This window comes from Bradyrhizobium sp. FW305-F6 (genome assembly GCF_058782905.1).
This window is the reverse complement of record NZ_JBYSYD010000001.1, coordinates 1,346,626-1,368,584: the sequence shown is the minus strand read 5'-3', so window position 1 is coordinate 1,368,584 and position 21,959 is coordinate 1,346,626. Positions and strand designations below refer to the sequence as shown.

The following is a 21,959-nucleotide window of genomic DNA, read 5'->3' as shown; positions in this document are numbered from 1 at the left end:
GATGTAGCTTCGCTCATCCGGGCTACGAGACCGGTTGTTCTCAACCGATCCGGTTCAGGCTGTTCCTGATCGTCGCGAAGATTCCGCCGATGTCCTTGCGCAACGCGTCGAGCGCGTTGAAATTGTCGAAGACGCGCGCGAGGCGGTCTTCCACTTCGCGCTTGCTGTTGGTCAGCGCGTCGACGCGCGAGGCAAGGGTCACTCCGGCATTCGCCTCGATCTCGCTGACGGTCCTCGCGAGAAGGTCGCGCGTGGCGCCGACCTCGGCGATCATGGCCTCGATGCCGAACACCGGCGCATTGAGCGGGATGAGGTCGGCCTGCGACTTCGACAGCTCGGCCTTGAAGGCATTGAGCGTCGCCAATGTCTCCTGGAGCGCGCCGAGGCGTTGGCGCGACTGGACGATGAATTCGTTCAGTGCGTTCTGGCGCTCGGCAAGCGTCTTGCCGTCGGGATCGATCTCGACGTCGGCGAGCGAACGGTCGAGCTGAGCCTGGCGCTGGCCGAGCTCCTCGAAATCCAGCCGGATGCTCTTCAGGATGTTGAAACTGTCGTCGATGCGGGCGAGGCGCTGCTGGATTTCCATCTTGTTTTTCGAAAGCGTCTCGACGCGGGCGTCGAGCGGCGCATCGCCGCCGGTCTCGAGTTCGTCGAGGCTCTTGGCAAGACGGTCATGGCTGAGGCTGAGCTCGCCGATCAGCGCGTTGATGCCGGCGTCCGTCGATCGCAGCGGCGCCAGCTCCGCGTGAGACCTGGCCAGATCCTCCTTGTACTGGTTGAGGGTTGCAAACGTCTCCTGGACCGTGCCCACCCGCGTCAGCAGCAACGAGACGTCGCGCGCGATGTCCTTGAGCCGGTCGGCGAGGTTGTTCTTGCGGTCGTCGGTCTCGAGGTCGTGCAGGGAGCGCTCGAGCTGGTTCTGGCGGTCGCGGATCTCGGTGAATATGGGCTCGACGGTACGCCGCTGCTCGGCGACCTTGCCGACCATCTCGCGCAGGTCCTGCTGGCGTCGGCGGATCTCGGCGAGCTGGTCGTGCATGTCGGTGGATTCGTTGCGACCCTGCTGCAGCAGGGCACGCCGCTCGGTCTCGGCCAGCTTGTCGTGCAGACCCGAGACCGCCTCCCGGGGATCGCTCTCGATCAGGTGCTGGACGGTGGCATCGAGGTGGTTCTGGAGGGCATGGGCGACGACGACGTCCTCGCGGGTCTTCCTCAGGCGGTCACGGAGTGTCTTCAGGTTTCGGTCCTGCCGCGAGAGCCGCCAGGCCGAGCCGGCGATCAGGGCCACGGCAAGGGCCAGCGTTGCGCCGATGGTCGTGCGCTGCGGCACGGAGAGGCCGGCGAACCAGACGGGCAGGTGGGCGATGTCGTAGCCGAACGTCTGCTGGGCCAAGACCGCAATGACGGCAAGCAGGGCAAACCAGGCAACCAGGAAAAACAGCCACATCGTGAATTCCTCACGCCGGCGCAACATCGTCATAGTTGCCAAGAGCGGAACCGAGCGCAAGGGGCGGCCGGGCGCGCGGGAGCTTTCCGGTGCCGCAATCCCCGGCTGGTTGCGTCAGCGGATCGGTGCAAGGGCGGAGCCGGATTGTCGACGGCGCGAGGCGGGGCGGGGCCATAATCCCTGACGGTCATGCCAGGCCCGACGAAGTCGCGAGCCCGGACTCCATGCATCCCTAGCATTGCCTGCGGCTACGCGCGTCCCGGATGACGCAGAGCCGGTCGTCAGACCGCGCACTCATTTATGGTCGCCGCAGCGCGGCAAAATTGATCCGGCGCAAATCGCGCCGGCACGGCCGCTTTATCCTTCCCGGCAATCGACTTTAAACACCAGGGAGGATGCCATGACCAATGCAGGTAACGCACTACTGTGGACGGGCCTGTACGTTGCTCTCGCGTTCGGTGCGATCTTCGCGATCTGGTTGGCTGACAAGCTGCGCTCGAACTTCCTCGGGAAATGATGGCGCAGAAGGCGTCGTCATACGGGCGCGAATCTAAGCCGCTGCTTGCGGCGTACCGTTGAGCGCCTCGTCGACGGCGGCTGCGATGTCGCGCATGCTGACGACGGAGACGAGACTGTAATTGTCGATCACGGGCAGATGACGGATGTGATGCCGGTTCATCAGATGGCGAATGTGCTCGATCGTGTCCGAGGTGGTGCAGGACACAAGTTGCTGCACCGAGACGAGCTGCGAGACCTTGACGTTGACGGCATTGGCGCCGTGCTCGGCGACGGCGCGCACCACGTCGCGCTCGGTGAACATGCCGACCGCGGTGTTGCCTTCGGAGCGGACCACGTCCTTGACCACGAGCGCGCTGATGTTGTTGGCCCGCATCAGCTTGGCCGCGATCCCCACCGTCTCGTTCATACGCACCGTGACGACGCGCGGCGTCTTCTTGCGCAGAATGTCTCCGACCAGCATGGCGACCTCCCTGGGTAAACGTTGTGGGAAGTTTGGTATACATAATGCCAGTCGTCAAGCGCGAATTTGGCGGATCCGAAAATTCTTGTGACAGCGCTTCTGACGTTTGCCGCACAAGCAGAACGCCCGGCCGTGAGGCCGGGCGCTGTGATTGATGAATACGACGTGGATCAGAGAGTCGATTTCGCGACCACGACCTTGCGCCAGGGCTTGAGCACCGCGATCGCCAGCAGCGAGGCCAGGATGTTGGCGCCGGCCGCGATGATGAACACGGCGTCCCAGGTGCCCGACGACTGCTGCATGTAGTTGGCGATCGGCACCAGCAGCGCTGCGGTGCCCTTGGCGGTGTAGAGCAAGCCGGCATTGGTGGTCGCGAACTTGGCGCCGAACGTGTCGGTGCAGGTCGAGGGGAACAGCGAGTAGATCTCACCCCAGGCGAAGAACACGAAGCCGGACAGCAGCACGAACCAGACCGGATCGTGGCCCCAGAGGTAGAGCATCCAGATGCCGAATCCTTCCATGCCAAAGGCGATGAACATCGTGTTCTCGCGGCCGATCATGTCGGAGATCCAGCCGAAGAATGGACGGGTCAGGCCGTTGAGCACGCGGTCGATCGTCGCCGCGAAGGTCACCGCCGTCATCGTCACCGCCATCAGGGTGACCGGCACGTTATCGACCTTCCAGTCGGCTGCGATCGGCTTCAGGTTGGCCGTCACCATCAAGCCGCCGGCGCCGACGATCACGAACATGAAGTACATCAGCCAGAAGATCGGCTGACGCAGCACCTCGGTCGGCTGATAGTTGCGGCGGGTCTGCAGCAGGTTGGCGTTCGCCACCACGTTCGGCACCTGGCCCGCCTTGGGCGCGAGCAGGAAGAAGGCGAGGATGCAGATGATGATGCCCTGGCCGAGGCCGAAATAGAGGAAGGTGGTCTGGAAGCCGCTGTCCTTGATCATGGCCTGGATCGGCGCCACGGTCAGCGCGGAGCCCGCACCGAAGCCGGCGGCCGTGATGCCGGCCGCAAGGCCGCGCTTGTCCGGAAACCATTTCAGCGCGTTGCCGACGCAGGTGCCATAGACGCCCCCGGCGCCGATGCCCGCGATGATCATGCCGAGATAATAGCCGTTGAGCGAGGTCGCATACGCGTTGATAGCCCAGCCGATGGCGCAGAGCACGCCGCCGACCAGCACGACGATGCGCGGGCCGTATTTGTCGACGAACCATCCTTCGATCGGCACCAGCCAGGTCTCGAACAAGACGAACAGGGTGAAGGCCCATTGGATGGAGGCGCGATCCCAGCCGAATGTCTTCTGGATGTCGGGGACGAAGAACGTCCAGCCGTATTGGTAGTTGGCGATCATCACCATCGCCGCCACGCCGACGGCCAATTGCGCCCAGCGATACGCATCGCTCACACGTGAGACACCTGGGGCCGCAGCCGACTGCACCATGTCCGTCATTCAAAACCCTCCCGAATGCGCCCATCATTTTTATGTGTGCGCTAGCGCGCAGCTTGGTATGCAATATGCCAATATTCAAGATGGGATGGAGAGATGCGACAAAATAGCGCAGTTCACTCACATGACGTATAAGAGAGGATCTGTAAAGCCTCAACCGCTGCCGTCGTGAAGAATCGAATCTCCATCAAATCATTGATGAGGTTGCGATTCTGGCTTGTTTGAGGTTTTGAGCGCCATCTTGGGCGGCGCCCGCAGCGGGAGCTCTTCCCCCACGGGTCAGGCTGCGTCCAGCCGGCGCGCGACTTCTGCAGAGATGCCGTGGCTCCTAAAATTCTGTATTCCAGAAGTCTAGGCTGCGGCATTCTGACGTGAAGAGCGATGCGGATTCCGCAGCCTTCCGCTTACGCCATCGACGTGCGCAGCCGGCTATAGCCTTCCTGGATCACGGACCAGAACAGGGCGACGACGCCGAGCGCCATGATGGTGCTGACGAGTCCGTTGGAGAAGAACACGCCGAGCGAGCCCTGCGATCCCAGCAGCGATTGCCGGAAGGCTTCCTCGGCCTTGTCGCCGAGCACGATGGCGAGCACGAGCGGAGCGAGCGGGTAGTTGCACTTCTTCAGGAGATAGCCGAGCACGCCGAACACCAGCATCAGCATCACGTCGAAGGTGCTGTTGTGCACCGAATAGGCCCCGATCGCGCACAGCACCAGGATCAGCGGGGCGATGATGCCGAAGGGCACGCGCAGGATCGCGGCGAAGATTGGCACGCAGGTGAGCACGACGATGAGGCCGGCGAGATTGCCGAGATACATCGAGGCGATCAGGCCCCAGACGAATTCCTTCTGCTCGACGAACAGCATCGGGCCGGGCTGCAGGCCCCAGATCAGGAGGCCGCCGAGCAGCACGGCCGCCGTCGGCGAGCCCGGCACGCCGAGCGAGAGCATCGGCAGCAGCGCGGCGGTGCCCGCGGCGTGCGCGGCCGTTTCCGGCGCGATCACGCCCTCGATCTCGCCCTTGCCGAAATTGTTGCCGCGTCGCGACAGGCGCTTGGCGATACCGTAGCTCATGAAGGAGGCTGGCGTTGCGCCAGCAGGCGTGACGCCCATCCAGCACCCGATCAGGCAGGAGCGCAGCGAGGTCATCCAGTAAGCGGGCAATTCCCGCCAGGTCTGCAGCACCACGCGAAGGTTGATGCTGGCCTTGCCGCCACGGAACGCAAGCCCTTCCTCCATGGTCAGCAGGATCTCGCCGATGCCGAACAGGCCGATCACGGCGATCAGGAAGTCGAAGCCGTTGAGCAGCTCGGTGACGCCGAAGGTCAGCCGCAACTGTCCCGTGATGGAATCGAGGCCGACCGCCGCCAGTGCGAAGCCCATCATCATCGCCGCGATGGTCTTGAACGGCGGCTCCTTGCTGAGGCCGACGAACGAGCAGAAGGCGAGGAAATAGACGGCGAACTTCTCCGCCGGCCCAAACCGCAACGCAAAGCCTGCAACGAGCGGCGCGACCAGCGTGATCATGATGACGGCAAACAGCGCGCCGACGAAGGAGGACGTGAAGGCGGCGGTGAGGGCTTCGCCGGGTTTGCCCTGCTGCGCCATGGGATAGCCGTCGAAGGTGGTCGCCACCGACCACGGTTCGCCAGGGATGTTGAACAGGATCGAGGTGATGGCGCCGCCGAACAAGGCGCCCCAATAGATGCAGGACAGCATGATGATGGCTGATGTCGGCGGCATGCTGAAGGTGAGGGGAAGCAGGATCGCGACGCCGTTGGCCCCGCCCAGTCCCGGCAGCACGCCGATGATGACCCCGAGCGTGATGCCGATCACCATCAGCATGATGTTGTAGGGCTGCAGGGCGACTGCGAAGCCGTGAAACAGGTTGGCCAACTCTTCCATGTCAGGACGTCCCGCAGCAGCAATTGAATGAATGCGTGGCTCTCACAGGCCGAGCCATTCCTCGACCGGCCCCTTGGGAAGCGGCACCAGGAACCAGCGCTCGAAAACCAGATAGGTCAGGACCGGCATGCCGATCGCGACCGCGGCGACCGTCAGCCAGCGATAGCCGCCGAGCCAGCGCATGAACCAGGCGATGAAGACCATTGAGGCGACGTAGAGGCCGATGAACGGCATCGCACCGACATAGATCGCGGTGGGCACCACGACGCTCATCACCTGGCGCAGCTGTCCCCATTCCGCGAACAGCCGGCCGTCATCGTCGCGTTGCGCGTGCCAGAGGTTGATCGCGCTCGCGCCGACGATGGCGGCGCCGATATAGAAGGGGAAGAAGCCGGCACGTGGTCCCTCCGCACCCCAATTGATGCCGGCCTTGATGCTACCGAAGATCACGACCAGGCCGAAGGCGCCGATCAGCAGCGCCATGCCGATTTCCAGCGTCTTGTGGGCAGGGCCGGATTCGGATCGGGATCGTTCAGTCATGAGGCCTCCAGGCGGAGATGCAGTCGTTCGCGGTCGCTCCCGGCCGAGGACGCGCAGCATCCTCGGGCGGCATCGATGCCGTGGCTCAGTTCGATGCGAGGAAGCCGGCTTCCTTCATCAGGCCCTCGTGACGCTTCTCCTCCGCCTCGATCCACTTGGCGTAATCAGCGCCGGTCAGGAACGTCGTGTTGAACGCGCCGCTCTTCATGAAGTCCTGCCATTCCGGCGTGGCGCGCACCTTCTTGAACAGCTCGACGTAATATTCGACCTGGTCCTTTGTGGCCTTGGGCGCCATGAAGATGCCGCGCAGCATGAGATATTCCATCGCAAGGCCCTGCGACTTGCAGGTCGGAACATCCTTCCAGGCCTTGCCGTCGGCGATCGGCTCGTCGTAGGCCATCGGTTGGGCGTCGAACACGCAGAGCGGACGAAGCTTGCCGCCGCGCCATTGCGCGACCGCCTCGATCGGATTGTTGACGGTCGAATCGACGTGATTTCCGACCAGCTGCACCGCGACTTCGCCGCCGCCCTTGTAGGGAATGTAGGTGAACTTGGCATCGATCGCCTTCTCGATGCCGACCGTGATGATCTGGTCTTCCTGCTTGGATCCGGTGCCGCCCATCTTGAATGAGCCGCTCGGCGCCTTTTTCGCGGCGTCGATGTAATCCTTGACGGAGCTGTACGGCTTCTCGGCATTGACCCAGAGCACGAACTCGTCGAGCGCGAGCATCGCGACCGGGGTCAGATCCTTCCAGTTGAACGGGATGCCCGTGGCGAGCGGGGTCGTGAACAGGTTCGACAGCGTGATGATGATCTTGTGCGGATTGTTCGCCGACGTCTTCACGTCGAGGAAGCCTTCACCGCCCGCGCCGCCGGCCTTGTTGATGACGACCAGCGGCTGCTTCATCAGGTTGTGCTTGGTGACGATGCCCTGGATTGTGCGTGCCATCTGGTCGGCGCCGCCGCCGGTGCCCGCGGGCACGATGAACTCGACCGGGCGGACCGGCTCCCAGGCCGCGCGGCTCGCGGTGCTGCCGGCGCACGACATCACGATTGCCGCCGCAGCGACATTCAGAACGAACGGCTTCATCTGCTTCACTCCCTGTCGAACCATTCAACGCGGCCGCTCTTCGGCGGCTTGCGTCAGTCTATCTTGAGTCACATGCTTGGGGTCACCGGTCTCGGACAATCCCCATGCAAGTCCCGGTAGAAATTCTAGGAGGGGGGACAGGGCGCGGCATCCGCTCCTTTCGGCTAAGGTTCCGCCACGGCTGGCGGCGCGTGGCGTGGCCGTTCCCGTCCTGCGGTGGTTTCCCCCGTCTGTGCTTTGTTCGTAAATTGCTCTTGGTCGAATGGTATGCGAGATGCCAGCGAACAAACAATCGGATCGGGAGGGCACGTCGTGGACTAATTGTCGCAGTTTGGCCCGCGCGCTGGTTGGGATGCGACAAGCAAATGGCCCCGACAAGCGGGGCCATTCGTGAAACGGCTTCGGGCTGTCAGCCCGCAATCTGCACGCTGAATGAGGCCTTACAGGCCAAAACGTGGCAGCTGGCCGTTGCGATTCGAGATTTCGGCGCTTGCCATCAGGAAGCTGTCGATCGTCGCCATCAGACGGGCGAACAGCGACGACGACGGTGCGAGAGCAACGGAAGCGGTCTTGGACATCGGAAATCCCTTTCTGGAAGCAGCCAATCCTGCTGCCTCATGTGAAGGTAATTTACGTATACCAGATGCCAGCGTCCAGCCGCGTGTTTGCATGGCAGCATTCGGTCTCCCGCATTGCGGCATAGCGGCGAGGACTTCCGGCGAGCATTGACATTGCCTGCGGAAACGGGAATGTAATGTTATAACATTACATAGTGAGATGCCGTGTCTCGCCGCCCTCGACCCATCCCGCTGAAAAGGCTGTTTGACCTTCATGCCCAAACTCCCCGTCACCGTCTTGTCCGGCTTCCTCGGGGCTGGAAAGACCACTTTGCTGAACCACGTTCTCAACAACCGGCACGGACTGAAAGTGGCGGTGATCGTGAACGACATGAGCGAGGTGAACATCGATGCGGACCTGGTCCGCGATGGTGGTGCCAACCTCTCACGGACTGACGAGAAACTGGTGGAGATGACCAACGGCTGCATCTGCTGCACCCTGCGGGACGATCTGCTGAGGGAAGTGCGTGGGCTCGCCGAAAGCGGCCGCTTCGATTATCTGCTGATCGAATCGACCGGCATTTCGGAGCCGCTTCCGGTCGCAGCGACGTTCGATTTCCGGTCGGAGGAGGGCGAAAGCCTCTCCGACGTCGCCCGCCTCGACACGATGGTGACGGTGGTCGACGCCGTCAACCTGCTCAAGGACTATGCCTCGACCGAGTTTCTCGGCGAGCGCGGCGAGGCGCTGGACGGAGACAGGCGGACGCTGGTCGATCTCCTCGTGGAGCAGATCGAGTTCGCCGACGTGATCGTCCTCAACAAGGTGGACGATGCCTCGCCGCAACAGCGCGAGGCGGCGCGGCAGATCATCCGCGCGTTGAATCCCGAAGCCGACATCATCGAGGCCAATCACAGCCGTGTGCCCTTCGACCGCGTGCTCGACACCGGCCGCTTCGACTTCGAGAAGGCCCAGCAGCATCCGCTCTGGTACAAGGAGCTCTACGGTTTCGCCGACCACGTGCCCGAGACGCAGGAATATGGCGTGACGAACTTCGTTTACCGCGCCCGCCGGCCGTTCGATCCCTCGAAGTTCGACGCGTTCGTCAAGCAGTCCTGGCCGGGCGTGATCCGGGCGAAAGGTCATTTCTGGCTGGCGACGAGGCCGCAATGGCTCGGCGAAATCAGCCAGGCGGGAGCGATCGTGAGGACCGAAGCCTTGGGTTTCTGGTGGGCGAGCGTCCCGAAGGAGCGGTGGCCCAACGACGAAGGCTGGCGCAAGCGGCTCGGCCAGTATTGGGACAAGGTCTACGGCGATCGCCGCCAGGAGATCGTGTTCATCGGCACCGGCATGGACGAAGCCGAGATCCGCCGCAGGCTGGATGCATGTCTTGTCCCCGATACGTCCAGCATGGACACCGCCGCGTGGTCCGTACTCGCCGATCCCTTTCCGGCCTGGCGTCGAGGCGATCAGTCCAACTGAGCGGCGTGAAGATCGGAGTTCCGGCGCGAGGTCGTGGCCCGGTCATCTCCATCTCCGGCCAGGTCTTGCAAGGGGACGGCAAAGCCGTTAGTGCTCTGCCCCCTTTCCAAGCATCTGCAAGAAGTGGTTCATGTCGAGCGCCTCGCCCGCCGTCTCGATCGGCATCGATTTTGGCACCAGCAACACGGTCGTGGCGCTGGCGGCGGACGACCGCCGGGTCGAGGCCATTCGCTTCGACCACGGCGGGCAGCGCCACAGCGTCTACGTGTCGGCGCTGTGCTTCTGGGAGGATCGGCCGGGCGCCGGCGTCCAGACCGAAGGCGGCCCGTGGGCGATCGAGCAGTTTCTCGAAGGCCGCCACGTCTACCGCTTTCTGCAATCGTTCAAGACCTTTGCGGCGAGCGCCAGCTTCAACACCACGCAAGTCTTCCGGCAGCGCTACAAGTTCGAGGACATCCTGGCGGCGTTCCTGCGCACGCTGGCGCGCCATGGCGGAGAGAAGTTCGGCTTCGACGCCGCGACCATCACGGTCGGCCGCCCGGTGCGCTTTGCCGGCGGTAATCCCGACGAGGCTCTGGCGATGCAGCGCTACCGGGCCGCGTTCGAGCGCTTGGGGGCCGGCCACGCCCGCTACGTCTACGAGCCCGTCGGCGCGGCATTCTCCTTTGCCCGCAAACTGGAGCGCGATGCCACCGTGCTGGTCGCCGATTTCGGCGGCGGCACCAGCGATTTCTCGGTGATGCGTTTCTCGCGCGCGGGCGGCGTCTTGCGCGCCGAGCCGCTCGGCCACGCCGGTATCGGCGTTGCCGGAGACACCTTCGACTACCGCATCGTCGATCACGTCGTCTCGCCGCGACTTGGCAAGGGCTCCAGCTTCCGGTCGTTCGACAAGGTGCTGCCGGTCCCGACCGGCCACTACACCAACCTCGCGCGCTGGCATCAGCTGGCGATGATGAAGAGCAACGGCGATCTGCGCGAACTCCGCGAGCTCCAGCGCACCGCGCTGAAGCCGAAGCTGCTCGAGGATTTCATCACCATCGTCGATCTCGACCTCGGCTTTTCGCTCTACCGCGCGGTGTCCGACGCCAAGGTCGCGCTGTCCGCACAGGACGAGGTGGATTTCCGCTTCAAGGGCGGCGGTGTCGACATCGGCGCGGCCATCACGCGGAAGAAATTCGAATCCTGGATCTCCGACGACATTGCCCGGCTGGGCGCCACCGTCGACAAGGTGCTCGCGGAGGCCGGCATTGCCGCGCGCGACATCGAGAAGGTGTTCCTGACCGGCGGCACCTCCTTCGTGCCCGCGGTGCGAAAGCTGTTCGCCGATCGCTTCGGCAACGAGCGGCTGATGTCGGGCGACCAGTTCGAGTCCATTGCCTACGGCCTTGCGCTGATCGGGCACAGCCCGGACCCCGACCGCTGGACGGCGGATGGCGGGCTCGCCGCGACCCCGTAGCAGGCGGCAAGGAGCGTCCCGGCAGAAGGCTGATTGGCCGTTACTTCTGCTGAATCCGGTTCAGATAGTCGATCACGGCGAGAATGCGAGTCCGCACCACGACCTCCGGGGCTTGCTGCGGCCCGGCTTTCTGCCAGTAAGTGGGATCAACCGCGTGGGGCAGGTTGACGATCGGGTTGAACCGTTCGCCCCAGATCGGCATTTCACGCGTGCCATGGGCGGGGACCGATTTCGACCCGTAGATGGTCTCAAAGACGGCGTTGGTGGGAAACACCCCGTTGTTGTTGCTGGTCAGCAGGGTCAGGTCGGACGGCGCCGTCTTGAGCTGGCCGCTGACCGGTCCCTTGCCCTTCGCGTCGGCGCCGTGACAACTCGCGCACGACGACAGAAATTCCGCCCTGCCGATGTCGATTTCTTCGGCTTGGGCGGACGCGGCGAAACCGGCGGCAAGACCGGCAATGATCAAGCATGCGACGGTGGATCTCATCATCTCGCCTCCGATCGGCAGGGAGTCTCGTGCTCCTAGCCGCTTCGCCCTCCTGGCAGTTTGATGCATATCAAGACCGCGCACCAGTGCTGCCGCCCGGGCAAAAGCGCGCAGCGCCTTGCCCACGCGTCTGTCGTCGTATCGGAAAGCTCGTGGGCACGGCGGTTTGCGCCTTTACCCGCCCTCGCGATGTTGATGTCGTTGCTACTGGTTGATCTCCGGCTCGACGAGCTTGGCCAGGTTGCGCAGCGATTCCTGCCAGCCGAGATAACAGGCCTCCGGCGGAATGACGTCGGGGATGCCGGATTGCGTGATGTCGATCTCGGTGCCGACCGAGACCTTCTTCAGGATCACGGTCACCTCGATCAGGTCGGGCAGGTTGGGGTCCTCGAACCTGTCGGTGTAGCGGAGGCGTTCGCCTGGCACGAGCTCGACGAACTCGCCGCCGAACGAATGGCTGTGGCCCGTGGTGAAATTCCGGAACGACATCCTGAACGTGCCGCCGACCTTGGGCTCGAAATGATGCACCGTGCAGGTGAAGCCGTTCGGCGGCAGCCATTTCGCCATCGCATCGGCCTCGAGAAAGGCGCGATAGACCTTCTCCGGGCTGGTGGCGAGAACGCGGTGTAGGCGGACAGTGCTGGGCATGGTTGTTATCCTTGGTGCTGATGGGCTCGAGCTCGGCGTTGATGGCCCATTCATGTCACGAGGACGACCGCAAGGCTGCCGATCCGACAGGCGGCTCGGATTTTTTTGCCGTGTCCGTGCCAGATTGTCAGATGACTGCGACATCGTGCGGCGTCATCGTGAACGCCAGCCGATAGCGGCCGATCGTCGGATCGTTCTGCGCACCCATGGCGCCGAGCGATCCCGGCGAAAGCGGGCTTGCGATCACGGTCTCGACCGCATCGCTATCGTAACCCGACAACAGAACGATCCAGTCGGCGGCGCCGTCCTTGCCGCGGATCTGCTGCTCCGTGGTGGGCGAACTCGTCTTGGGCGTATCGGTCAGGAGCAGGTGGGCGCCCGTCAGCCCCGGCTTCGAGGCGAGGGCGCCGAGCGTGTCGAGAAGGTACGCCTGCAGCCCGGCGGCGCCTCCGGCGTGCGGCGACAGCCTGATGGTGGCGAGCGCGCCTGCGATCCCGCCGCCGAAGCTTGCGACGATCCGGCACTGGCTGCGCACCATGCCGAGATGATGCGGCATCATCTTGGACGACCACGGCGTCGGTGCGTTGAGCCGATCGAGATATCCCTTCGACGTGAGAACCTCGTATCGCTCCAGCTCGTACAGCACGAAGAAGCCTTCGGCGTCCGTCGTGCTGCTCCAGCGCGATCCGCGCCGGAAGCCGGGAATGCTCATCCGCTCCGGAAAGTGCTCATGCGAATGCCAGTCGCCGAACTCGGCGCGCTGTTCGGCGCGAACGCTCCACCACATCGCGACGGCGGCCTTGCCGAGCAGTGACATGTTGATCCTCCTTGTCTTACGTCGGGCTATCGCATTTTTCCGGCCATCCTTCGAGACGCCCGCTTCAGGAGGGCTCCCCGGTAGATTCGTCAGTTCGGCAAGCCTCGATGGAGCTTGGCTCGATCGTCTGTTTTGCACGCCGAACCGGAGGAGCGCTACGCCCGGACCCGGCTTTCGATTTCACCGCGCTCGATCGTCAGCGTCACGTCGGCGAAGGTCTCGAGCAGCTTCGGGTTCGACTCCGTGATCAGCAGGGTAATGTCCGGGTCCTGCGAGCGAAGCCGACGCAGCGCCTCGGCGTACCTCTGCGCCAGCACGGGTGCGAGGCCCTGGAACGGCTCGTCCAGAATGACGAGGCGGGTGCCCAGCATCAGGGCGCGTCCGAGCGCGACCATCTTGCCTTGGCCGCCTGAGACGGAGCCCGCCGGGCGACCCGCCAGTTCCCGAAGCTCCGGCAGGACGGAGTACGCTCGCTCCAGCCGCCGGCGCGCCTCGTCCGCGCCGAGTTTCGCGACGCGACCGGGCAACAGAATGTTTTCTTCCACCGTAAAGGCCGAGAAGAGACGACGGTCTTCGGGGGCGTAGCCGATCCCTAAGAAGGGCCGGCGGTGCGGAGGAACATGTCGGAGGTCCTGACCGCCCAGGCGCACGGTGCCGCTCGCCTTCGTGAAGCCCATGATGGTCCGCACCGTCGTGGTCTTGCCGGCGCCGTTTCGCCCGATGAGCGCGGCGGTCGCGCCCGGCGGCAGCGAGAAGCTGACGCTGCGCAGCACCGGTGCATCTGCGATCGCGACGTTGACGTTCTCGAAGTCCAGCATCGCCGTCATATGCCGATCACCTGTTCGCGGACCTTGGGATCGGCCAGAACCTCCGCCGGCGTGCCGACCTTTTGAATCTTCCCGACGTTCCACACCGCGACCCGGTGGGCATAACGCTCCACCATGTCCATGTCGTGCTCGACGAAGACCGAAGTCACCTTCTCCTTGGCGAGCGCGGACGTCAGGATGTCCATGATCTCCAGCTTCTCTGCGGAGGCGACGCCCGAGGTGGGCTCGTCCATCAGCAGCAGTCTGGGCTTCAGCGCCAGCGCGAGAGCTATGTCGACCAGCTTGCGTTGTCCCTCGGGAAGCTCCCTCGCCTTGCGAGACGCATACGACTTGACGCCGACGAGATCCAGAAGGCGCTCCATTTCAGGCAGCTCGGGCAGGGCGGAAAGCGCCGTGAAGCCGGAAGGGCTTCCCAGCCGCGAGGCCGCGGCGATCAGCATGTTCTCCATCACGGTCTGATCGAGAAAGAGCTGCGGTATCTGAAAGGCCCGCGCGATGCCGAGCTTGGTGATCGTGCGCGGGAGCTGCGCCGTGATCTCCTGGCCCAGGAAGCTGATGCTTCCGGCCTGCGGCCGCAGATAACCCGTCGAGATGTTGAGGAAGGTGGTCTTTCCGGCGCCATTCGGTCCGATGATCGCGAGGTTCTCGCCTTCGAGCACGTCCAGGTCGATACCGTCGGCGGCGACGACGCCACCGAACCGGATCTTGATGCCCTTCGCGGAAAGGAGGACGTTGGCCATCAATGTCCTCCCTGCTTCGCCTGGCCGTAGCGCTGCCTGAGACCTATCAGTCCGTTGGGCGCATAGAGAATGATGACGATCAGGACCACGCCGAGGATCAGCTGCCAGGTGTCGGCCAGGTGGGCCGCCGCATAGAAGCGCACGCACTCGAACATCGCCGCGCCGGCGAACGCTCCGAAGGCGTGGGCGCTGCCGCCGAGGATCGCGATGAACACGAACTCGCCCGACTTCGTCCAGAACCCGAACTCGGGCGTGGCGATCTGCTGGATGATCGCCACCAGCGCGCCGCCGATGCCGCCGAGAAAAGCCGAGATCACGTAGCCTATCAGAAGCACGCGCCGCGCGGACGTCCCGAGGTACTCAAGCCGGGTCTCGTTCGACTTGATGGCACGCAGCATGTGCCCGAGCGGGCTATCGAGATAGCGTTGCACGCCGTAGAAGGCGACGACCGCGGCCAAGAGGCTCACGTAAAGAATGACGTACTGGAAGGTTTCGGGCGTAAACGACAGCCCCAACAGGGCCGGACGAGGGACCCGGATGCCGTCGGCGCCGTTGGTGTAATGAAACATCTTCTCCAGCAGCGACCACAGCACCATCGAAAACGCCAGATTCAGCATTCCGAAAAAGATTTCCCGGTAGCGGACGACGAAGAGCCCGACGACGAGTCCGAAGACGGCGGAGGTTATGCCGCCCAGCGCGATGAAGAGCACGATGTCGCCGCCACCGACATACTTGCCCCAGAATGCCGCGGTATACGCCCCGGTCGCGAAGAACATGGCATGTCCGAACGACACCTGCCCCGCCTGCAGCAGAAGAATGATACCGAGAACGACGATGCCCTTCGCGAGGATCAACGCGAACAGGGTCGCCCAGCTCGACACAAAAAGGGGCGCGACGGCGCTGACCAGAAAGAAGATGATCGCGACGGCGGTGACCGGCTTGATGCGACCGCTCATCATATTTTCCTGACCTGCACGGCGCCGAACAGGCCGAACGGACGCACCAGAAGCACCAGCACCATCAGCAGATAGGGAACCAGAACTTCGAATTCCGGCTGGAGATAGATCACGAAGGCACGGGTCAGGCCGATCATCAGCGCGGTGAGCGCGGTGCCCTCGATCTGGCCGAGACCCGCGGTCGCAGCGACGGCAAAGGAAAGCACGATCATATCGGCACCCATGCCGGGGACCAGCGAGGTGGTCGGCGAGGCCAGCGCTCCTCCCAATGCGGCCAGACTCGCTCCGATCACGAAGGTGACGAAATAGACGCGTTTTGCGTCGATCCCGATGGCCGTCGAAGCCTCGCGGTCCTCCGTGACTGCAAGGATCACCGCTCCCGACAGCGTCCTGCGCAGGAAGTACCGGAGCCCGAGCAGCGTCGCCAATGCGACGCTGGGCAGGAGAATAACCTGGTACGAGGTGTAGCTGACGCCGAACACGGCGACGTTGGGAAGCAGTCTCAACGGTTCCGCGGCGAAGATGGGCTGCACGCCCCAGATCAGACGCTGCAAATTGTCCATGATCATGAAGGCGGCGAAAGTGATCAGAAGCTGGAGGACGTCATCCTGTCCGGAGAGCGGCCGCAGCAGAAACCGTTCGATGAAACCGCCGCATACGACGCCGATCACGATGGAGGCGGCCAGCAGCGCGGGATAGGTGAGCCAAGGCGATATCGGCGCGACTGCAAGGCTGAACGTCGCAGCCAGATAGGCGCCGAACGCGTACAGCGAGCCGTGCGCGACGTTGACCACGCGCAGCACGCCGAAAATCAGGCTGAGCCCGACCGAGACCAGGAACACCAGTGCGGCGTAGCTGATCCCGTCGAGGATAGCCAGGATAGCGAGTGTCGAGTTCATGAAGGCCTTCGGAAAAGGTCCGTCCTCCGGGTCGAGGCTCGGAGGACGGGGATCAAAAGTCGAGCGTGCCGTTACTGAGCTTTGAAGCTCGGCACGTCCATCTTGACGAAGTCCGGCTTGAGCGTCTTCAGCCACTCGACCGACCGTACGCCCGCCGGGTTGGTGATCGTCTTCGGATCGAAGATCATCATGTTGTCGAGCAGCTTGAAGTCGTACCCCGGAACGGACTTGGTGACGCCGACCAGCTGAGCTTCGAGACCCTGGTTGTCCTCGGGCCGCAGCGTAATCGGACGGCCGAAGCCGGTGGCGAACTCGGTGCCCGCCGTGGCGTCGACCACCTGCTCGCGCGTGGGCCAGTTGCCGCCGTTGGCTTTGATGGCCTTGTCGTAGGCCGTCTGCAGGGCCTTGAACGCCTGCGCCATGTGATAGACCGGGTAGATCGGCCATGCACCGGTCTTCGCCTTGAAGGCTTCATTGAACGCCTTGAAGGCCGCGTCGTCCTTCTTCTCGGGATGCAGGAACCAGTGGTCTCCGCGCGCGCCGACGATCAGGCCTTCAGGCAAGTCCTTGCCCAACCGCTGGATCGACGATTCGCCGATTCCGAGCACGAAGGTCGACTGCTGCAGCAGCCCGCGCTGACCGGCCTGGCGGACCAGCGTGTCGAGATCTCCGCCCCAGGACGTGGTCAGAACCACGTCCGGCCGCAGCGCCAACAGACGGGAAACCTCGGTGGAGTAGTCCGGTGCGCCGAACTTCGGGAAGAGCTCCGCGACGACTTGCACGTCCGGCTTCATCGCCTTGAGCGCGGTCGAAAAGATCTCCCAGCTCTCCCGGCCCCATGCATAATCCTGATTGACCACCGCGATCGTCTTGAAGTCGGGCTTGGTCTTGAGCAGGTAAAGCAGCACGGCCAGCATTTCCGGCGTGCCGTTCGCCTGGGTCCGGAAATTGTATCGGTACTTCTTGGTTTCGAGGATGGAGGCCGCACCGCAGTCCCACATGAAATTCATGACTTTGAGGTCTTCGGCGACCGGCACCAGCTGGGTGCAGCTGCCCGACGAGATCGAAGCAAACGTGGCATCGACCTTTTCGTCCTGCACCACGCGTCGGTAGTTGGAGACGAGCGCTTCGCCTCCCGCGCCTTCGTCGATGAAGGAGAGCTTGACCGGCACGCCGCCGATGCCGCCCTTCTTGTTGAGGTCCTCCGCGATCATCTCCGCCGCGGCCTTCGCCGGCACACCGAAGACCGATGCAGGGCCCGACAGGAACGTCGTGATGCCGATTTTGAGCTCCGACGGCTTGGTCTGTGCAAGCGAGGTGCCGGTAAAGGTCGCAGCTATAAGCCCGGCCGCAACCGCAGTCTTGAGAAACTGCATTGAAAGTCCTCCCTGTTCTATATGTCGCACCCGGCTTCAGCCGCCGTGCGCTTCTTATTGGAACAACGGTACTATAATTGTCGCGCGTTGCCAGCCCCCTTGACCGCCATTCGCGATCCGACGAACCCGGTTCGATGCCGCAGCGCACTGTGTCGGCCTGCGCGAGTGGAGGGACACGGTCCCCAACATGGTCGATGCCTTTAATTCCATCGTGCGATAAAAGCTCCGGCCAGAGCCCGCAGCGCGCAAGGGCTCCTGGTTGCGGCCTCCTTCATTTCAGCCGACGATGCGGCATCATCTTCGCCGACCACGGCGACGGCGCGTTGAGCCCGTCGAGATATGCTTTCGAGGTGAGGACCTCGTATTGCTCCGGCCCGTAGAACACGAAGAAGCCGTCGGCATCGGTCGTGCTGCTCCAGCGCATTTCGAGGGTGCCTCGTTGCAGAAGTCGGCGCAGTCGCTGGCAGCCGCGACGGCAGCATCCGCTTTGCCCATTCAGCCGATGTTTCGAACTCTTTGCTGTCTAAATTTCCTCAGTGACTCCGAGGCTTCCGCAGAGCGATCACGCCGATCGCCACCAGCAAACCGGTGCTGACCAGGGTCAGCCCTGCAAGCTGGAGACTGTTTGGAATCTCGCCTGTGATGGGCATGCCGATCAGGATTGCGACGGCTGGGACGAGAGCGGGAAAGACCGCGGCGCGCCCGGCACCAAGAATTTGAACAGTCTTCGAGAAAGCAATGACAGCGACGACGCCTGAGAGAACGCCTTGCACCAGGATTTGCGCCGCGAGCATCGGCAACGGAGTCGCCAAGACACGATCCGCTCCGATCGTCAGGGCGTAGCCGGGCACGTAGACAGCTGCTGAAAGCACCGAGACCACAGCGGTGCCTGCGACCGGCGACACGCCCCAGCGGCGGCTGAGGACCGTAAACATTGCCCACATCAGGCCGGCGGTCGCGAACAGCAGGTCGCCGACCGGCGTCAATGCCGTCCCGGTCATCAAACCGGGCCCGGCAATCACAGCGAGCCCGGTAAGGATTATGGCGACACCTACAACGCGCGCGATCGTCGGCCGATCACCCAGGACCAGAAACGCTAGTCCGATCGACCCGAGCGTCAGCGCTGCCGGCTGGATGACGGCACCATGGGCCAGCGGCGCGAATGAATAGCCTGACACACCGGTTATGACGAAGAGCGGCCCGACCAGCAGTGTCAGCGCGGCGCCCTTCATCATACCCATGCCGGCCATCCCCATGATGCCGTGCCTCAACAACCACGGCAGCATGATCGATCCTGCGACGCCGTACCGGATCGCTGCGATGTCGGTGGCGTGGAGACCCGCCGAGACACCGGCGCGAGCCATTGCCAGATAGGAGCCCCAGACGCTCGCAGCCAGCAGGCCGAGTGCAAGGCCTCGCACCTCCGGGCGATCGCGCAGAGCCACCCGTGAAGGCACGGTCGGTACGGCAAACGTGGAAAGGGGCGTGCTCATGACCACTCTCTTGTTCTTGAGATCTGAGATCAGGCTGCGATGGCGATCTTGCGAAGCGCCGAGAGCGCTACGGCCGGATCCATCCGGTTGCGGTAGTCGGGATCGACGCTCGCGAGTGCGATACGACCGCCTTTCTCGATGACGTAGCTCGCCGGTATTGGCAGCGACCACTGTCCGTCCCCGTTGCGGGTCGGCAGGTCGTGGCCGAATTTCCGGTAAAGCGCCTGGATGGCTGGCGAGAGCTGGAAGCGGATGCCGAGTGCATCCGCCAGCGCACCGTCCGTATCACTCAATACGTCGAAGCTCAGCGCGTTTTTCTCCGAGGTCGTCAGCGTGTTGTCGGGCGTCTCCGGCGCGATGGCGACGAGGCGGGCGCCAAGTGCCGTGATCTCAGGCAGCGCTTTCTGGTAGGCGCGCAGTTCGAGATTGCAGTAGGGGCACCAGCCGCCGCGATAGAAGGTCACAACGAGTGGGCCGCTCGCGATCAGAGCGCCGAGCTCGGTCGTGCCACCGATCTGATTCGGCAGCTCAGTTTCCGGAAACTGAGCACCGGCCTTGAGCGCGCGTTCGGCCAGCGACTGCAGCGCCGCATTGTCGTCATCGACGAGCTTCGCGGTTTCGGCGCCGACGCGCTCGCGCCAGGATGTCTTGAAGGTGTCGAGTTCGGTTTGCAGGGACATGATCGTTCTCCGGAATGTTCGGTGGCAAGGGGATTGAATCCGGCCATTGGCCGATGGGGGGCTCAGGTCTTTGACGTGGCCATCATCTGTTGTACGAGGGCGTTGGCGCTGGCGCCTTCGAGCGCGAGTCCGTAGCCGACTTCGCGGACGATCCGCTCTTTCAGCGGTTGGATGAAGTGGATGCGTGTATTGCGGCGCGTCACCTCGGGTTGCTTGAGGTATTGCTGCGCCAGATCACGGGCGACCGCGACGGCACTGCCGGCATCCGCCAGGTAATTCACGACGCCCCATGCTGCCGCTTCCTCGGCCGTAACCGGACGCGGGCTAAGGAGGAATGCCTCGGTTCGGCCCGCTCCAGCGCGGTACGCCCACGTCGTGTGAACGCCATCCCCTGGAACGATCCCGCCGGCGAAGTGCGGCAGATCGTGAAAAGTCGCCGTCTTGGCAGCAACGATGACGTTGGCGAGAAGCGCATACTCGGTATGGATGTGCGCCTTGCCCTCGATGGCGGCGATCATCGGCACGCGAATGTTCGCGATGTTCTCGAGGATCTGGGTGCCTTCGTCGTGCACTTTCGACCAGACATTGGCATCGCCGACATTTCCGAAGCTGTCGAAGTCGATCTCGGCCATGTAGTCGCCGACACCAGTCAGGATGACGACCTTGTTTCCACGGTCGCGGCTGATCTCGTAGAAGGCGTCCGTGAAGCCCTCATGGTCGCGCGCATCGAATTTAATCGGACCGCCGTTTGTGTGCATCTCGACCAGCAATATGCCGTCAGCGTCCCGGCTCATGCGGAGATGGGCGTAGCGGCTGAAATAGGCCGGTACTGAATTGGTTTCGGCGCTCATGATCATCTCCGTAGCGTTGCGTACCGGCGGCGTTGTGTCGTCGCGTGATGCATCAATGGCTCATGTCTGCAGCTTGCGGAACGCCTACATATTTCATATCATTGATACGAAAGGCGTATGAATAATGGATCTACTGGGCCCGATGAAGACGTTCGTCCGAGTGGTCGAAGCCGGCAGCTTCACCGCGGTCGCAGTCGAACAGAACTCGACGCAGCCGACGATCAGCCGGCAGATCGCAGCGCTTGAGGAGCATCTCGGTTCGCGCCTTCTCACCCGTACGACACGTGCTTTGACGCTGACCGACGATGGCCGCGCATTCTACGAGCATGCGCTCCGTGCTTTGGAGGCCGTTGGCGAGGCGGAAAACGCGGTTGGCCGGCGGCAAGCGAAACCCACTGGGACGCTACGTCTCGCTGTGCCGGTGGTGCTCGGCCGTCGACATATCGTGCCACGCCTTGCCAGCTTCCTCTCGCGCTATCCTGATCTGTCGATCGATGTGACGATGAGCGATAGCTTCGTCGATCTCGTCGAGCAGGGCATCGACCTGGCGCTACGCGTTGGCGAGATCGCCGACCAGAGCCTGGTTGCGCGAAATATCGGCATGGTGCGCCGGCTTACGGTAGCCTCACCGGCCTATCTAAAGATGCACGGCACACCACGTGCGCCTGCCGACCTCGCACGCCATCAGTGCATCGTCTACACGCGCCTCGCCACGGGAAATCGATGGCACTTTGAGAGCAAGGACGGGCCGCTGGTGGTGGCTGTCTCGGGCCGCTATCGCGTCGACAACTCGGAAGCCGTGCGTGAAGGCGTGCTTGCCGGTCTCGGCATCGCCGTCATCCCGGCATTCGCGTTTTCGAATGAAGTGAAGCACAAAAAGGTGCAAGTTCTGCTCAGGTCATACGAGCCCAAGCCTCTGCCGCTCAATGCCGTGTACCCGTCGCGCCGCTTCGTGCCGCTCAAGGTGCGAGCAATGATTGATTTCCTGGCCAACGAACTCGAGATCGATCCGGTGCTCAGCCGCTATGGCCTATCCGCTGACTGAGCGCCAGCATAAGAATTGAGTGCACTGTCACCTTAATAACGTAATAAACCCCGATTAGAAAAACCGGCACGACTAGCGGTCATGCTTAACTGTTGGCAAATGCTTTGCCTGAAATCGTCGGCACTCGATTCCTGTATTTTTGATTCGCCGACTGGAGACTTGGGGGCAGTTTATTTGCGTGATGCGAGCCGCGTAGACAGGTTGGCTTTGATGGTTGCGCGGACAACCGC

22 protein-coding genes are annotated in these 21,959 nt (G+C 63.2%); 3 read left to right on the top strand and 19 right to left on the bottom strand.

The genetic code is table 11. From position 1 onward, the window contains the following. Positions 1 to 40: 40 nt before the first annotated feature. From AC3WLX_RS06615 to AC3WLX_RS06585, 7 genes are all read right to left on the bottom strand, one after another. Positions 41 to 1,447: a hypothetical protein gene (locus tag AC3WLX_RS06615; protein ID WP_492335178.1), complete on the bottom strand. Its 1,407-nt coding sequence runs from the start codon at positions 1,445 to 1,447 to the stop codon at positions 41 to 43. Positions 1,448 to 1,997: 550 nt separating this feature from the next. Next, complete coding sequence (locus AC3WLX_RS06610; RefSeq protein WP_291618848.1) at positions 1,998 to 2,426, bottom strand: CBS domain-containing protein; 429 nt, start codon at positions 2,424 to 2,426, stop codon at positions 1,998 to 2,000. A 170-nt stretch (positions 2,427 to 2,596) separates the two neighbouring features. Further along, on the bottom strand, positions 2,597 to 3,886 hold the full coding sequence (oxlT, locus tag AC3WLX_RS06605; protein ID WP_492335177.1) for an oxalate/formate MFS antiporter: 1,290 nt from the start codon (positions 3,884 to 3,886) through the stop codon (positions 2,597 to 2,599). 401 nt (positions 3,887 to 4,287) lie between these two features. Beyond that, positions 4,288 to 5,787, bottom strand: coding sequence for a tripartite tricarboxylate transporter permease (locus AC3WLX_RS06600; RefSeq protein ID WP_492335176.1), 1,500 nt, complete (start codon positions 5,785 to 5,787; stop codon positions 4,288 to 4,290). Positions 5,788 to 5,829: 42 nt separating this feature from the next. After that, entirely contained in the window at positions 5,830 to 6,327 is a 498-nt protein-coding gene (locus tag AC3WLX_RS06595; RefSeq protein ID WP_291618854.1) for a tripartite tricarboxylate transporter TctB family protein, read from the bottom strand. A gap of 85 nt (positions 6,328 to 6,412) precedes the next feature. Further along, positions 6,413 to 7,417 carry a Bug family tripartite tricarboxylate transporter substrate binding protein gene (locus AC3WLX_RS06590; protein WP_291618856.1) on the bottom strand — a complete coding sequence of 335 codons (1,005 nt, stop codon included), beginning with the start codon at positions 7,415 to 7,417 and terminating at the stop codon, positions 6,413 to 6,415. A gap of 440 nt (positions 7,418 to 7,857) precedes the next feature. Next, positions 7,858 to 7,995: a hypothetical protein gene (locus AC3WLX_RS06585; RefSeq protein WP_492335175.1), complete on the bottom strand. Its 138-nt coding sequence runs from the start codon at positions 7,993 to 7,995 to the stop codon at positions 7,858 to 7,860. Between the two features lie 253 nt (positions 7,996 to 8,248). Between AC3WLX_RS06585 and zigA the strand changes: the two genes are divergently transcribed. Together zigA and AC3WLX_RS06575 are read left to right on the top strand one after the other, a co-directional pair. After that, positions 8,249 to 9,454, top strand: a complete 1,206-nt coding sequence (gene zigA, locus AC3WLX_RS06580) for a zinc metallochaperone GTPase ZigA (protein ID WP_291618858.1) — start codon at positions 8,249 to 8,251, stop codon at positions 9,452 to 9,454. A 130-nt stretch (positions 9,455 to 9,584) separates the two neighbouring features. Next, complete coding sequence (locus tag AC3WLX_RS06575) at positions 9,585 to 10,910, top strand: Hsp70 family protein (protein WP_492335174.1); 1,326 nt, start codon at positions 9,585 to 9,587, stop codon at positions 10,908 to 10,910. 40 nt (positions 10,911 to 10,950) lie between these two features. Here the strand turns inward: AC3WLX_RS06575 and AC3WLX_RS06570 are convergent, their stop codons facing one another. The 12 genes from AC3WLX_RS06570 to AC3WLX_RS06515 form a co-directional block, all read right to left on the bottom strand. Further along, the gene (locus tag AC3WLX_RS06570; protein WP_492335173.1) at positions 10,951 to 11,523 is read right to left on the bottom strand and encodes a c-type cytochrome; all 573 of its coding nucleotides are present in this window, start codon (positions 11,521 to 11,523) and stop codon (positions 10,951 to 10,953) included. Between the two features lie 78 nt (positions 11,524 to 11,601). Continuing rightward, positions 11,602 to 12,045 (bottom strand): SRPBCC family protein, encoded by a 444-nt coding sequence (locus tag AC3WLX_RS06565; protein ID WP_492335172.1) that lies wholly within the window; start codon positions 12,043 to 12,045, stop codon positions 11,602 to 11,604. A gap of 127 nt (positions 12,046 to 12,172) precedes the next feature. Next, complete coding sequence (locus tag AC3WLX_RS06560; protein ID WP_492335171.1) at positions 12,173 to 12,862, bottom strand: hypothetical protein; 690 nt, start codon at positions 12,860 to 12,862, stop codon at positions 12,173 to 12,175. A 155-nt stretch (positions 12,863 to 13,017) separates the two neighbouring features. Beyond that, positions 13,018 to 13,689, bottom strand: coding sequence for an ABC transporter ATP-binding protein (locus tag AC3WLX_RS06555; RefSeq protein WP_492335170.1), 672 nt, complete (start codon positions 13,687 to 13,689; stop codon positions 13,018 to 13,020). Continuing rightward, positions 13,686 to 14,429, bottom strand: coding sequence for an ABC transporter ATP-binding protein (locus tag AC3WLX_RS06550; protein ID WP_492335169.1), 744 nt, complete (start codon positions 14,427 to 14,429; stop codon positions 13,686 to 13,688). The genes AC3WLX_RS06555 and AC3WLX_RS06550 overlap by 4 nt, the downstream gene beginning before the upstream one ends. Next, a complete protein-coding gene (locus tag AC3WLX_RS06545; RefSeq protein WP_492335168.1) occupies positions 14,429 to 15,385 on the bottom strand; it encodes a branched-chain amino acid ABC transporter permease in 957 nt (318 codons plus the stop codon). The genes AC3WLX_RS06550 and AC3WLX_RS06545 overlap by 1 nt, the downstream gene beginning before the upstream one ends. Continuing rightward, entirely contained in the window at positions 15,385 to 16,284 is a 900-nt protein-coding gene (locus tag AC3WLX_RS06540) for a branched-chain amino acid ABC transporter permease (RefSeq protein ID WP_492335167.1), read from the bottom strand. Before AC3WLX_RS06540 ends, AC3WLX_RS06545 begins: the two co-directional genes overlap by 1 nt. 71 nt (positions 16,285 to 16,355) lie before the next feature. Next, positions 16,356 to 17,660 carry an ABC transporter substrate-binding protein gene (locus AC3WLX_RS06535; protein ID WP_492335166.1) on the bottom strand — a complete coding sequence of 435 codons (1,305 nt, stop codon included), beginning with the start codon at positions 17,658 to 17,660 and terminating at the stop codon, positions 16,356 to 16,358. A 271-nt stretch (positions 17,661 to 17,931) separates the two neighbouring features. Continuing rightward, positions 17,932 to 18,084 (bottom strand): hypothetical protein, encoded by a 153-nt coding sequence (locus AC3WLX_RS06530; RefSeq protein WP_492335165.1) that lies wholly within the window; start codon positions 18,082 to 18,084, stop codon positions 17,932 to 17,934. 109 nt (positions 18,085 to 18,193) lie between these two features. Then, positions 18,194 to 19,153, bottom strand: coding sequence for a DMT family transporter (locus AC3WLX_RS06525; protein WP_492335164.1), 960 nt, complete (start codon positions 19,151 to 19,153; stop codon positions 18,194 to 18,196). A 29-nt stretch (positions 19,154 to 19,182) separates the two neighbouring features. Continuing rightward, positions 19,183 to 19,833, bottom strand: a complete 651-nt coding sequence (locus tag AC3WLX_RS06520) for a peroxiredoxin-like family protein (protein ID WP_492335163.1) — start codon at positions 19,831 to 19,833, stop codon at positions 19,183 to 19,185. Positions 19,834 to 19,895: 62 nt separating this feature from the next. Next, positions 19,896 to 20,684, bottom strand: a complete 789-nt coding sequence (locus AC3WLX_RS06515; protein WP_492335162.1) for an enoyl-CoA hydratase/isomerase family protein — start codon at positions 20,682 to 20,684, stop codon at positions 19,896 to 19,898. Positions 20,685 to 20,826: 142 nt separating this feature from the next. Between AC3WLX_RS06515 and AC3WLX_RS06510 the strand changes: the two genes are divergently transcribed. Then, a complete protein-coding gene (locus tag AC3WLX_RS06510; RefSeq protein ID WP_492335161.1) occupies positions 20,827 to 21,729 on the top strand; it encodes a LysR family transcriptional regulator in 903 nt (300 codons plus the stop codon). Positions 21,730 to 21,959 lie beyond the last annotated feature (230 nt).